General features: G+C 72.6%; 12 protein-coding genes. 2 read left to right on the top strand and 10 right to left on the bottom strand.

The genetic code is table 11. The annotated features are described in order from the left end of the window. Positions 1-14: 14 nt before the first annotated feature. From aroB to RH861_RS08850, 10 genes are all read right to left on the bottom strand, one after another. On the bottom strand, positions 15-1,103 hold the full coding sequence (aroB, locus tag RH861_RS08895; RefSeq protein WP_310520694.1) for a 3-dehydroquinate synthase: 1,089 nt from the start codon (positions 1,101-1,103) through the stop codon (positions 15-17). After that, a complete protein-coding gene (locus RH861_RS08890) occupies positions 1,100-1,639 on the bottom strand; it encodes a shikimate kinase (RefSeq protein WP_310520693.1) in 540 nt (179 codons plus the stop codon). The genes aroB and RH861_RS08890 overlap by 4 nt, the downstream gene beginning before the upstream one ends. Then, entirely contained in the window at positions 1,632-2,846 is a 1,215-nt protein-coding gene (gene aroC / locus RH861_RS08885) for a chorismate synthase (protein ID WP_067947255.1), read from the bottom strand. The genes RH861_RS08890 and aroC overlap by 8 nt, the downstream gene beginning before the upstream one ends. 24 nt (positions 2,847-2,870) lie before the next feature. Next, a complete protein-coding gene (locus RH861_RS08880; RefSeq protein ID WP_310520692.1) occupies positions 2,871-3,734 on the bottom strand; it encodes a shikimate dehydrogenase in 864 nt (287 codons plus the stop codon). Next, on the bottom strand, positions 3,735-5,120 hold the full coding sequence (gene mltG, locus RH861_RS08875) for an endolytic transglycosylase MltG (protein ID WP_310520691.1): 1,386 nt from the start codon (positions 5,118-5,120) through the stop codon (positions 3,735-3,737). A gap of 163 nt (positions 5,121-5,283) precedes the next feature. Then, complete coding sequence (gene ruvX, locus RH861_RS08870) at positions 5,284-5,751, bottom strand: Holliday junction resolvase RuvX (RefSeq protein ID WP_310520819.1); 468 nt, start codon at positions 5,749-5,751, stop codon at positions 5,284-5,286. Between the two features lie 2 nt (positions 5,752-5,753). Continuing rightward, entirely contained in the window at positions 5,754-8,411 is a 2,658-nt protein-coding gene (alaS, locus tag RH861_RS08865; protein WP_310520690.1) for an alanine--tRNA ligase, read from the bottom strand. A gap of 70 nt (positions 8,412-8,481) precedes the next feature. Continuing rightward, a complete protein-coding gene (locus RH861_RS08860) occupies positions 8,482-8,670 on the bottom strand; it encodes a hypothetical protein (protein ID WP_067947248.1) in 189 nt (62 codons plus the stop codon). A gap of 136 nt (positions 8,671-8,806) precedes the next feature. After that, positions 8,807-9,430, bottom strand: coding sequence for a 30S ribosomal protein S4 (rpsD, locus tag RH861_RS08855; RefSeq protein WP_067947246.1), 624 nt, complete (start codon positions 9,428-9,430; stop codon positions 8,807-8,809). A gap of 183 nt (positions 9,431-9,613) precedes the next feature. Then, positions 9,614-11,032 (bottom strand): replication-associated recombination protein A, encoded by a 1,419-nt coding sequence (locus tag RH861_RS08850; RefSeq protein WP_310520689.1) that lies wholly within the window; start codon positions 11,030-11,032, stop codon positions 9,614-9,616. Between the two features lie 126 nt (positions 11,033-11,158). Here RH861_RS08850 and RH861_RS08845 point away from each other — a divergent pair, with 126 nt between their 5' ends. Together RH861_RS08845 and RH861_RS08840 are read left to right on the top strand one after the other, a co-directional pair. Further along, on the top strand, positions 11,159-11,926 hold the full coding sequence (locus RH861_RS08845) for a peptidylprolyl isomerase (protein ID WP_310520688.1): 768 nt from the start codon (positions 11,159-11,161) through the stop codon (positions 11,924-11,926). Positions 11,927-12,061: 135 nt separating this feature from the next. Beyond that, positions 12,062-13,294: a DUF349 domain-containing protein gene (locus RH861_RS08840; RefSeq protein WP_310520687.1), complete on the top strand. Its 1,233-nt coding sequence runs from the start codon at positions 12,062-12,064 to the stop codon at positions 13,292-13,294. The last annotated feature ends 72 nt before the right edge of the window (positions 13,295-13,366 follow it).

Genomic DNA, 13,366 nt, shown 5'->3' with positions numbered 1-13,366 from the left:
GTCGCCCCGGTCGCTCAGGACGCGATCTCCTGGTAGGCGGCGAACAGCAGCGACTGGTCGGGCGCGAGCATGACCGTGGGCTTGGCGAGGTCGTCGAGCACGATGAACCGGAGCTGGCCGGCCCGCGCCTTCTTGTCCCGCTGCATGGTCGCGAGGAGGGTGTTCCAGCGGCCGGCCGGGTACGAGGTGGGCAGGCTCAGCAGGTCGAGCACGCGCTTGTGCCGGTCGGCGACCTCGTCCGACAGACGCCCGGAGAGGCGGCCGAGTTCGGCGGCGAACGCGAGGCCCACCGCCACGGCGGCGCCGTGGCGCCACTGGTACCGCTCGGCGTGCTCGACCGCGTGGCCGAGGGTGTGGCCGTAGTTCAGGATCTCGCGGAGCCCGGCCTCCCGGAAGTCCTCGGAGACGACCTCGGCCTTCATGCGGATCGCGAGCTCCACCACCCGGCGGAACTCCGGCGTCGTCGGGTCCGTCGCGGCATCCGGGTCGGCCTCGATCACCTCGAGGATCTCGGGGTATCGGATGAACCCGGCCTTCACCACCTCGGCGAAGCCCGCGAGGATCTCGTTGCGCGGCAGGGTGTCGAGCAGTTCGAGGTCGCAGAGCACCGCCGCCGGGGCGTGGAAGACGCCGACGAGGTTCTTGCCCTCGTTGGTGTTGATGCCGGTCTTGCCGCCGATCGCCGCATCGACCATGCCGAGGACCGTCGTGGGCAGCTGCACGATCCGGACGCCGCGGAGCCACGTCGCCGCGACGAAGCCCGCGAGGTCGGTGATCGCGCCCCCGCCGAAACCGACGATCACGTCGGTGCGCGTGAAGTCGGCCTGGCCGAGGATCTGCCAGCAGAACGCCGCGACCTCGACGCGCTTGGCCTGTTCGGCGTCGGGCACCTCGGCGAGCAGCACCTCGTAGCGACCGGCGAGCGACTCGCGCAGCGCTGCCGCGCGCGCGCCGAGCGTCGGCGGGTGCACGATCAGCACCTTCGCCGCGGCCGAGCCGATCGCGTCGCCCACGCCGGCCAGCAGGTCGCGGCCGATCACCACGTCGTACCCGGCGTCGCCCTCACCGCCCACTCGGATGGTGGTCGCTCCGGTCTCGCTCATGCACGTGCCCCTGCCCACTCGGTGATGCGGTCGACGATCCGCGCGACCGAGCGACGCGAGGTGTCGATGGTGAGTCCCGCGACCTGCTCGTACAGCGGGCGCCGCTCGTCGCGGATGCGGATCCAGCGGTCGAGCCCGCCGTCGGCCAGGAGCGGTCGGGTGCCTCCCGAGAGCCGGGGTGCGACGGCCTCGGCCGACACCTGGAGCCAGACGACCGGAACGCTCGCGAGGTCGTCGCGCGTGTCGGCGTCGAGCACGGCGCCGCCGCCGAGGGAGACGATCGCCTCCTCGCGGAGCGCCTCCGCCACGACCTCGCGCTCGATGATGCGGAAGTAGTCCTCGCCCTCCCGGGCGAAGATCTCGTCGATGGGTCCGTAGCGCTCGACGATCCGCTGGTCGGTGTCGACGAACGGCGCACCGACGGATGCCGCGAGCCGGGCGCCCACGCGCGACTTGCCGGCGCCCATGGGCCCCACGAGCACGATCGGCAGCGGCACGACCCGCGGCGCGCCGGTGCCCGGCGTCGACTCAGGCACGGACCGCATCGGACGCCGCCACCTGGCTCGCGAGCGAGTCCGGGATCGCGGCGAGGTACGCCTCGAGGTTGCGGCGGGTCTCGGCGACCGAGTCGCCGCCGAACTTCTCGAGCACGGCGTCGGCGAGCGTCAGCGCGACCATGGCCTCGGCGACCACGCCGGCCGCGGGGACCGCGCAGACATCCGACCGCTGGTGGTGCGCCGGCGCCGGCTCGCCCGTCGCCACGTCGACCGTGGGAAGGGCGTGCGGCACGGTGGCGATGGGCTTCATGCCGGCGCTCACGCGCAGGACGGTGCCCGTCGACATGCCGCCCTCGGTGCCGCCGGCGCGGTCGCTCGCGCGGACGATCCGCCCGTCGGCGAGGTGCAGTTCGTCGTGCGCGGCGGAACCGCGTCGCGTCGTGGTGAGGAAGCCGTCGCCGACCTCCACGCCCTTGATCGCCTGGATGCCCATGAGGGCGGCCGCGAGCCGCGCGTCGAGGCGGCGATCCCAGTGCACGTGCGAGCCGAGCCCCGGCGGCAGGCCGTAGGCCAGCACCTCGACCACGCCGCCGAGGGTGTCGCCGTCCTTGTGCGCGGCATCCACCTCGGCGACCATGCGCTCGCTCGTCGCCGGGTCGAAGCAGCGCAGCGGGTCGGCGTCGAGCGCGTCGACGTCGGACGGCATCGGCAGCGCGCTGCCCTCGGGCACGCGGACGGGCCCGATCGCGACGGTGTGCGACACCAGTCGGATGCCGAGCTCCGCGAGGAACGCGCGCGCGACGGCGCCGAGCGCGACTCGGGCCGCGGTCTCGCGGGCGCTCGCGCGCTCGAGCACCGGCCGGGCCTCGTCGAAGCCGTACTTCTGCATGCCCACCAGGTCGGCGTGGCCCGGACGCGGACGGGTCAGCGGCGCGCCGCGGCCCTTGCCGAGCGTCGCGGGGTCGACCGGTTCGGCGCTCATGACCTGCTGCCACTTCGGCCACTCGGTGTTGCCGATGCGGAGCGCGACGGGGCTGCCGAGCGTGAGCCCGTGCCGGACGCCGCCGGAGATCGCGAGCTCGTCCTGTTCGAACTTCATGCGGGCGCCACGACCGTAGCCGAGCTTGCGGCGCGCCAGGTCGGCGCGGATGTCGTCGAGGGTGACCGGGATGCCGGCGGGGAGTCCTTCGAGGATCGCGACCAGCTCGGGGCCGTGCGATTCACCCGCGGTGAGCCAACGGAGCATGCCCACCATCCTCCCACAGCCCGGTCAGGCGGCCTGCCGCATGACGTCGAGCACGGCCGCCTCGTCGGGGAGCTCGGCGAGCGGATCGCCCGTGAGGAAGACCCGCACCTGGAGCAGGGCCTGGTGGATGAGCATGCCGAGTCCGTGGGCGACGGCGCCGCCGCGCTCGGTCCACGCCGCCGCGAGCGCCGTCGGCCACGGCGCGTAGGCGACGTCGAGGAGCGGGGCCGCGGCGAGGTCGTCCGACGGCGCGACGCCGAGGTCGGTCCCGCCGGGGACGGTGCTGATCACGAGGTCGGCTTCGGCGCGGGAAGCGAGGTGGTCGAGCGGCCGCACGTCGACGACGAGGCCGAGCGCGTGGCCGAGATCGACGACGGATGCCGCCCGGCCGGCGTCGCGCACGCACACGTCGACGCTCACGGCGCCGAGCTCGGCCATCGCCACGAGGGCCGATGCGGCCGTGGCTCCCCCGCCGACGAGCACGCCGTGTCGGATGGCGTGGACGCCGGCGTCGCCGAGCGCGCGCACGATCCCGCCGATGTCGGTGTTGAAGCCGAGCCGCCGGCCGTCGGGCGAGAGGAGCAGCGTGTTGACCGCACCGGCCCGCTCGGCGAGGCGCTCCACCTCGTCGGCGAGCACGAGCGCCTCGCCCTTCAGGGGCATCGTGAGCGACAGCCCGCGCCAGTCCGGGCCGAGACCATCCACGAACCGTGCGAGGCCGCCTTCGCCCACCTCGATCCGGTCGTAGGTCCAGTCGAGCCCGAGCCGCTCGTAGGCGGCGCGATGGAGGGCCGGGCTCTTCGAGTGCGCGATGGGCGAGCCCAGCACCGCGAGGCGGCGCCGGGCGTCACCGGCGCCGGGCGCCGGCGTCGCGGCATCCGTCGGCATCTAGCCGTTCTCCTCGAGGTACTGGTAGAACCGCTGCACCGCCTGCTCGTGCTCGGCGAACGTCGCGGAGAACACGGTCTCGCCGGTCTCGAGGTTCACGGTCACGAAGTACAGCCACGGCCCCGGCTCGGGGTTCTGGGCGGCGTCGATGGCGACGTCGCCCGGGTTGCCGATCGGCCCCGGCGGCAGCCCCGGATGCACGTAGGTGTTGTACGGGTTCGACGCGTCGGCGCGCTCCGCGTCGGTCGTGGTGACGACCGAGTCGTCACCCGTGCCGTAGTGCACGGTCGAGTCGAACTGCAGCAGTCCGCTGTCGAACTGGGCCGGATCGAGGCGGTTCTGGATGACGCGCGACACCTTGTAGGAGTCGGCCTCGGAGCCGGACTCGCGCTCGATGAGCGAGGCGATGATGATGGTCTCCCAGCGGTCCTCCGGGGCCACGCCGGCGGCGTCGAGCGACTGGAAGGTCCGATCGACCAGGGTCTGGATCAGCTGCTCGGCCGTGACATCGGGCCCGAAGGTGTAGGTGGCCGGGAAGAGGAAGCCCTCCACGGACTTCGCCTCGGCGGGCAGCCCGAGCGCCTGGGGGTCGGCCGCGGCGGCCTGCAACTCCTCGAGCGGGATGCCCGTGGCCGCCGATGCCGCCTCGAGGGCGTCGCGCGCCCAGAGGCCCTCCTGGATGACGAAGGTGTTCTCCATCTTCGACGCGGGGTGGAGCAGGGCGTCGAGCGCGGCTTCGGCGCTCATCTGGTTCGCCATCCGGTACGCGCCCGGGTAGAACGTCGGCGCGGCATCGCGTGCGCTCATCTCGTCGATGAACGCCTCGGCGGAGGCCACGATGTCCTGTTCGGCGAGGTTCGCGGCGATGGTCTCGCCGCCGTCGCCGTCCTCGATCATGAAGACGACCTCGCCCGAGCCGGACCCGCTGTAGTCCTCCGGCGGCTGGAAGCGGTCGAGCACCGAGTTGATCGGACCCTGCAGGAAGAACACCGCGGCGACCACGAGGCCCGCGAGCACCAGGAACGCCACGAGGCATCCGAGCGCGCCGCGACCGCGCCGGCGCTGCTCGACCTCGTGCTCGTCGAGGTCGAGGTCGGCGAGGGCGCGCCGGTCCGCTCGGGAGGAGCGCGGCGCCGGGTCGTCATCCCAGGGGTTCAGAAGGTCGGGTTCCGGACGCGTCCGCACCGGTTCCCGCCGGACGCGGGATTCGGGTTCTGCGGAGGAGACCAGGCGCTCGCGGGGCTCACGGGGCTCGCGGCCGTCCGGCACGGGCGCCCGCTCGAACTCGTGCTCGGCGGTCCGCCGCTGCTCGGCCTCGGCGGCTCGCCGCTGCTCGGCCTCGCGGAGTTCGCGTCGGCTGCGTGGCGGCGGCGCGTCGTCCGGCATGGACGCCGAGGGCGCCGCGGGCTCCGGGCGGCGCTGCGGTGGAGGCTCTGGCACCCCCCTCGGCGGCGTGGGCGGAGCGCTGCCCGACAGGATGGCATCCCAATCGGAGGGAGGCTGCGGGTCGGAGCCGCGTCGTTGCTCTGGGGGGAGCTGGGTCACGGGGTCAGAGCCCTTCGTCGGCGGAGATCGTTCGTCCGGGAGCGGTGCCGGATGCCCGCTCGGCATCGATGGCGTGTTGCAGAATGATAACGGCTGCCGCTTGGTCGATGATGGGACGCTGCTTGCGCGACGACTTGCCGGCCGACCGCAGCGCCTGCTGCGCGCTCACCGTCGACATCCGCTCGTCGACGAGCCGGACCGCTGCACCGGCTGCCGCGAGCCGCTCGGCGAACGCCACCGCATCGTCGGTCGAGGCCGTCGACGTGCCCGACAGCGACAGCGGATTGCCGACCACCAGTTCGATCGCCTCGTGCTCCGTCGCGAGTTCGAGGATGCGACGGATGTCGTCGTCGCCGTCCGCGTCGCGCGCCACGGTCTCGACGGGGACCGCGAGGATCGCCGACGGGTCGCAACGGGACACGCCGACGCGCGCCCGGCCCACGTCGATGCCGAGTCGCGCGCCGGGCCGCAATGTCATCGCGTGATCGCCGACCGTGCCGCCTCGAGCGCGGCGGGGACGGCCGAGAGGTCGTTGCCGCCGCCCTGGGCCAGGTCGGGCTTGCCGCCGCCTCCCCCGCCGAGCGCGCCCGCCATCGCCTTCGCGATCGAGCCCGCGTTCGCGCCGGCCTCGCGCGCGGCGGGCGAGGTGGCCGCGATGGCCAGCGGCTTGCCGCCGACCTCGCCGACGAGCGCGACGACGGATGCCGCATCACCGAGTCGACCGCGCACCGCGGTCGCGAGCGACCGGAGCTCGTCGCCCGAGCCGAGCGCGCCCACGGGCTGGACCACCGCGAGCAGGTCGCCGAGTCGCTCGGCCTTGCCCGCGAGGTCGGGCACGCGGTCGTTCAGCGCCTTCGTCTCGAACTGCTGGATGCGCTTCTCGGCGGCCTTCAGGCTCGACACCAGTTCGCCGATCCGGTCGACCAGCTGCTCGGGGCGCGTCTTGAGCGTCGAGGTCAACTCGTTCACCAGGGCGCGCTCGGCAGCGAATCGACGGAACGCGTCCTGTCCGACGAGCGACTCGACGCGACGGTTCGAAGCGCCGACCGACGACTCGCCGATGATGTTGATCATCCCGATCTCGGCGCTGCGCGTGACGTGCGTGCCGGCGCAGAGCTCGCGCGACCACGGACCGCCGATGTCGACGACGCGCACGACGTCGCCGTACTTCTCGCCGAACAGCGCCATGGCGCCGAGCGCCTTGGCCTCATCGATCGGCATCTCGCGCGTGACGACCTCGAGGTTGTCGCGCACGGCGTCGTTGGCGATCTCCTCGATCTCGCTGCGCGTGGCGGTCGACAGCGCCTGGTTCCAGCCGTAGTCGAGCCGCAGGTAGCCGGCCTTGTTGAACGAGCCGGACTGATGCGCGTTGGGACCGAGCACCTGCCGGAGCGCGGCGTGCACCAGGTGGGTGCCGGAGTGCGCCTGGGTCGCGCCGCGGCGATAGTGCTCGTCGACCACCGTCGTGGCGGGCACGCCGACGCCGACCTCGCCCGACGTGACCTTGACCGTGTGGCTGATGAGGCCCTTGACCGGCTTCTGCACGTCGAGCACCTCGAGGTCGAACCCGTCGCCGACGATGCGGCCCTGGTCGGGCGCCTGACCACCGGACTCGGCGTAGAGGGAGGTCTCGGCGAGGATGACCTCGGCGGTCTGCCCCTGGGTGGCCTTCGTGGCGGGCCGACCGTCGACGAGGATGCCGAGCACGGTCGAGTCGGTCAGGAGGTCGGTGTACCCGGTGAAGACCGTCTCGCCGCGAGCCCGCAGGTCGGCGTAGACCGAGAGGTCCGCGAGGACCTTCTTCTTCGACTTCGCGTCCGCCTTCGCGCGCGATCGCTGGTCGGCCATGAGCGAGTCGAAGGCGTGCCGGTCGACCGACAGCCCGGCCTCCTCGGCCATCTCGAGGGTGAGCTCGATCGGGAAGCCGTAGGTGTCGTGCAGCAGGAAGGCGGTGTCGCCCGCGAGCAGGTCGGAGCCCGTGCCCTTGGTCTTCGCCACGGCCTGGTCGAGGATCGACGTGCCGGCGCTCAGGGTGCGAAGGAACGTCTCCTCCTCGCCGAGCGCGAGCTGCTCGATCTGGCGGTAGTTCTCGGCCACCTCGGGGTATGCGGCCTTCATCGCGTCGCGGGACGCCGCGAAGAGGCGCTCGAAGGTCGGTCCTTCGACGCCCAGCAGGCGCATGGCCCGGATGCTGCGACGGAGCAGGCGGCGCAGGATGTACCCGCGGCCCTCGTTCGACGGCGTGACGCCGTCGCTCATGAGCATGAGCGCGGACCGGATGTGGTCGGCGATGACGCGCATGCGCACGTCGTCGTCGTGGTCGGCGCCGTAGCGTCGGCCGGACAGGTCGGCGGCAGCGTCGAGGACCGGGCGCACCTGGTCGATCTCGTACATGTTGTCGACGCCCTGCTTGATGAACGCGACGCGCTCGAGGCCCATGCCGGTGTCGATGTTCTTCTTCGGCAGTTCCTTGACGATCCGGAAATCGGTCTTCGACCGCACGTCGTCGATGAGGTACTGCATGAACACGAGGTTCCAGATCTCGACGTACCGGTCGTCGTCGGTGGCGGGGCCGCCGTCGGCGCCGTACTCGGGCCCGCGATCGAAGAAGATCTCGGAACACGGTCCGGCGGGGCCGGGCTGACCGGTGTGCCAGTAGTTCGTGTCCTTGCCGAGGCCCTGGATGCGGTCGTCGGGCAGCCCGGCGACGCGGCGCCAGATCTCGCGCGCCTCGTCGTCGTCCTCGTACACCGTGACCCACAGGTCGGCCGGGTCGAAGCCGTAGCCGCCGTCGGCCTCGGGCGTCGTGAGGAGCTCCCAGGCGTACTGGATCGCTCCCTCCTTGAAGTAGTCGCCGAACGAGAAGTTGCCGTTCATCTGGAAGAACGTGCCGTGGCGCGGCGTCTTCCCGACCTCTTCGATGTCGTTCGTGCGGATGCACTTCTGCACGCTCGTCGCCCGGTCGTAGGGCGCTGGCACCACGCCGGTGAGGTAGGGCACGAAGGGCACCATGCCGGCGACGGTGAAGAGCAGCGAGGGGTCGTCGGACACGAGGGAGGCCGACGGCACGACCGTGTGGCCGCGAGCGGCGAAGAAGTCGAGCCAGCGCTGGCGGATCTCGGCAGTCTGCATGGTTCCGTTCTGGATCAGGGGGTGGCGGAGCGGCCCGCACGGCGGGCGAGGGCGTCGTCGCGCCCGAGCGTCAGGACTGCTCGGCGGCGCGGAGCTCGGCCTCTCGGGCGTGGTAGCCCTCGGCGACAGCGCGGCCGAAGGCGCGCGCCTTCGCGTCGAGGCCCGCGAAGAACTCCCGGCCCTGCGCGGTGCGGTTGACCTGGTGCGCGACGGCGAAGCCGGTCGCGACGCCGACGGCGAACCACAGGATGCTCTTCACGTCTCACTCCTCGAGAGGTCGGGCGTTGCGGCGTGCGATGCGCACGCGTCCGTCCAGTCTAGGGTGTGCGCGGCACTCCCCGCCGGGACGACGAACGGGGCCGCGGCGAACCGCGACCCCGTTCCGAAACCGCCGACTAGCGGGCGGCGTAGTACTCGACGACGAGCTGCACGTCACAGGTGACGGGCACCTCGACGCGCTTCGGGCGACGCACGAGCTTCGCCTGCAGCTTGTCGAGCTCGACCTCGAGGTAGCCCGGGACCTTGGGGAGCACGTCGACGTGGCCGCCGGCCGCGGCGACCTGGAAGGGCTCGGTGCCCTCGGAGCGCTGCTTGACGCCGATGATCTGGCCCGGCTTCACGCGGAAGGAGGGGCGGTCGACGATGCGGCCGTCGACGGTGATGTGGCGGTGCACCACGAACTGGCGGGCCTGCGAGATGGTGCGGGCGAAGCCGGCGCGGAGCACGAGCGCGTCGAGGCGCATCTCGAGCAGCTCGACCAGGTTCTCACCGGTCAGGCCGTCGGTGCGGCGAGCCTCGTTGAACGCGATGCGCAGCTGCTTCTCGCGGATGCCGTACTGGGCGCGCAGGCGCTGCTTCTCGCGGAGGCGGACCGCGTAGTCGGAGTCCTGCTTGCGCTTGGTGCGGCCGTGCTCACCGGGAGCGTACGGGCGCTTCTCCATGTACTTGGCGGCCTTCGGGGTGAGGGCGACGCCGAGCGCGCGGGAGAGGCGGGTCTTGCTTCGGGACTGGCTGGTCACGATGTCCTTTCGGAGGATTCTCGAACGGTGTGGTTCCGGGCGCGCGAGGCGCCGGAAAGACTTGTCAGAGGGGTTCGCCACGGGCGGACCGGCTACAGGTCGCGCCCTTCGCCGTGGAAACCGCGCAGCCGCACGCGAGAATCTGGCTTCAGGCCAACGGAAATGCTACCACGAACGCCCGGCTCAGCGTTCACCGCGCACGATGCGCCGCAGCTTGCCCAGTCGGGACGACACGTCGCGCTCATTGCCGTGCTCGGTCGGCGTGTAGTACACCGCCCCGCGCAGCGGGTCGGGCAGGTACTGCTGCGGGACGACGCCGATGGGGTCGTCATGCGGGTAGACGTACCCCTTGCCGTGCCCCAGCCGCTTCGCGCCCGGGTAGTGCGCATCGCGGAGGTGCTTCGGGACCCGGCCGGCCTTGCCCGCCCGCACGTCGGCGATGGCGCGGTCGATGCCCAGGTACGCCGCGTTCGACTTCGGCGCGGTCGCGAGGTGGACGACCGCCTGCGCGAGGGGGATGCGCCCCTCCGGCATCCCGATGTACTGCACCGCGTCGGCGGCCGCGACCGCGACCCCGAGGGCCGTCGGGTCGGCCATGCCGATGTCCTCGGAGGCCAGGACGATGATGCGTCGCGCGATGAAGCGGGGGTCCTCCCCTGCCTCGATCATGCGCGCGAGGTAGTGCAGGGCCGCGTCGACGTCGCTGCCGCGGACCGACTTGATGAAGGCGCTGATCACGTCGTAGTGCTCGTCGCCGTCGCGGTCGTACCGCAGGAGCGCGCGATCGACCGCGCGGGCGACGGTCTCGGGCGTGATCACGGGGACGGCGGGCTCGTCGCCGTCGACGGATGCCGCGGCATCCGCGTCGTCGTCGCCGTCGGCCGACGCGGCACCCGAGCCCCCGGAGCGTTCCGCCTCGGCCCCGGCCGTCGCGGACAGCGATGCGGCCTCGAGCGCGGTCAGGGCGCGTCGGGCGTCGCCGGAGGCGAGCCGGATGATCGCCGCACGCGCCTCGGGCTCGAGCGCGACCCGCCCGGCGAGGCCGCGGGGGTCGGCGACCGCTCGGTCGACGAGCATCCCGAGGTCGTCGTCGTCGAGCGTCTCGAGGGTGAGCAGCAGCGACCGCGACAGGAGCGGCGAGATCACGGAGAACGAGGGGTTCTCGGTCGTCGCGGCGACGAGGATGACCCAGCCGTTCTCGACGCCGGGCAGCAGGGCGTCCTGCTGCGCCTTGGTGAAGCGGTGGATCTCGTCGAGGAAGAGCACGGTCGAGACGCCGTACAGGTCGCGGTTGGCCCGCGCCTCCTCCATGACCTGGCGGACGTCGCGCACGCCGGCGGTCACGGCCGAGAGCTCGACGAACTTGCGCCCCGACGACCGCGCGATCGCCTGCGCGAGCGTCGTCTTGCCCGTGCCGGGCGGCCCCCAGAGGATGACGGAGACCGCGCCGGACTCGCCCGTCCGGTCGGCGGCGAGCGCGACGAGGGGCGAACCGGGTGTGAGCAGGTGGCGCTGACCGGCCACCTCGTCGAGGCTCCGCGGCCGCATGCGCACCGCGAGCGGCGTCGCGCCCGAGCGCAGGCCCGCAGCCGTATCCACCATGCCGACCAGCGTAGCCGCGGCATCCGACAGCGCTTCCCGGCCACCGCTCGGCGGAGGCCGCGGCGATTGGCACCCCGATGCCGCCGTTGCGTAGAGTTCCGTCGCAGGATCCCGAGAAGGAGCAGCGTGGCAACGAACGACCGTCAGGCGCGCGAGGCGCGCGCGAGACTGCGCACCTACCAGGCACGGCAGGAGGTCCACGCCCGCTCCGTCCGACGTCGGCGGCGCGACAACGTCATCGCGGGCATCGCCCTCGTCGTCGTGCTGGCGCTCGCCACCGCCGCGCAGCTCCTCTACTTCGACGGCGGCCCCGGCTCGCCCGAGGCCGAGCCCACGGCCACGCCCGCAGCGACCGAGACGCCCCAGCCGGTGCCCTCCGCCGAGCTCGCGGGCGACCGCACGTGGGTGGGCGCGCTCACGCTCAACGACACCACCCTGTCGATCGAGTTCGACGGCGCGGCCGCCCCGCAGGCGGTCTCCAGCACGATCAGCCTCGTGCAGTCCGGTTTCTACGACGGCCTCGGGTGCCACCGACTCACGACCGAAGGCCTGTTCGTGCTGCAGTGCGGCGACCCGAACGGCGACGGCACCGGCGGCCCGGGCTACACGTACGGTCCCATCGAGAACGCGCCCGAGGACGGCGTCTACCCGGCCGGCACCATCGCGATGGCCCGTCAGGCCGGCGACGCCGAGAGCCAGGGCAGCCAGTTCTTCATCGTCTACGAGGACACGACCCTGACCGCGGACGAGGCGGGCGGCTACACGGTCATCGGGCGCGTGACCGACGGCCTGGACGCGCTCCGCAGCGAGATCATCGACTTCGGCACGGTCGACGAGGCACCGGACGGCCAGCCCGTCCGACCCGTCACCATCACGTCCTTCGACGTGGAGTGACCGACCGGCGAAGCGCCCTCCGCGCCGCCCCGACGCGGGGGTCCGCCACCGGCCGCCCACGATTCTCGGGGTGCAATAGGCTTGATGCCGTCATCCGCCGCGCATGCGGCATCCGACCGACGACAGGGTGAGTCCGTGACCGATTCAGCACAGCAACCGTGGGGCCGCGTCGACGAGACGGGCACCGTCTTCGTGCGGACCAGCGAGGGCGAGCGCGAGGTCGGGCAGTACCCCGACGCCACGCCGGAGGAGGCGCTCGCGTACTTCGAGCGCAAGTACTCCGACCTGGCGGGCGCCGTGGCGCTCCTCGAGCAGCGCGTGCGTCGCGGTGCACCGGCAGCGGATGTCGCCAAGGCCGTGGCCACGCTGCAGGCCAACGTGGCCGACGCGCACGCGGTCGGCGACCTCGAGTCCCTCCAGCGCCGCCTCGAGGCGCTCTCCGGTACCACCCAGGAGCTCACCGCCCAGCAGCAGGCGGAGGCGAAGGCCGCGGTCGAGGCGGCGATCGCCGAGCGCACCCGCATCGTCGAGCAGGCTGAGGCGCTGGCCGCGCAGGACCCGGCGAAGACGCAGTGGAAGCAGACGAGCGCCGAGCTGGACGCACTGTTCGCCGCCTGGCAGAAGCACCAGCAGGAGGGCCCGCGCCTGCCCAAGGGCGAGGCCAACGACCTCTGGAAGCGGTTCCGCACCGCGCGCTCGACGATCGAGCAGCACCGCAAGGCGTTCTTCGCCGAGCTCGACGCCGCCCACCGCGACGTGCGCCAGCGCAAGCAGCGCCTCATCGAGCGCGCCGAGGCGCTCGCGCCGCGCGGTGCCGACGGCGTGGCGGAGTACCGCTCGCTGCTCGACGAGTGGAAGCTCGCGGGTCGCGCGGGCAAGAAGGTCGACGACGCCCTGTGGGCGAAGTTCAAGGCCGCCGGCGACGTGCTCTTCCAGGCGAAGGCCGAGATCGACGCGAAGGACGACGAGGAGTACCGCGCGAACCTCGAGCAGAAGCTCGCACTGCTCGACGAGGCCGACGCGTTGCTCACGGCGAAGGACCCGCGTTCCGCCCGCACCACCCTGAACGGCATCCAGCGCCGCTGGGACGAGATCGGTCGTGTTCCGCGCGACCAGGTGCGCACGATCGAGGACCGCCTGCGCAAGGTCGAGAATCACGTCCGAGCGCTCGAGGACGAGCGCTGGCAGCGCGAGGACCCCGAGAAGAAGGCGCGCTCCGAGGGCATGCTCGGTCAGTTGCACGACGCCATCGCCAAGCTCGAGGCGGAGCTCGCCGACGCCGAGGCCACCGGCGACGCGAAGGCCGCGGCCGAAGCCCGCGAGGCGCTCGAGGCGCGCCGCGCCTGGCTCAAGGCCGTCGGAGGCTGAGCGCTCCCCCACGCATCGCCTCGGCGCCCGGTTCTCCACAGGGAGGACCGGGCGCCGTCGCGTGGGGCGACG

It is taken from the genome of Agromyces indicus, assembly GCF_031432295.1.
Taxonomy (GTDB): domain Bacteria; phylum Actinomycetota; class Actinomycetes; order Actinomycetales; family Microbacteriaceae; genus Agromyces; species Agromyces indicus.
This window is presented reverse-complemented; position numbering and strand designations above follow the sequence as displayed.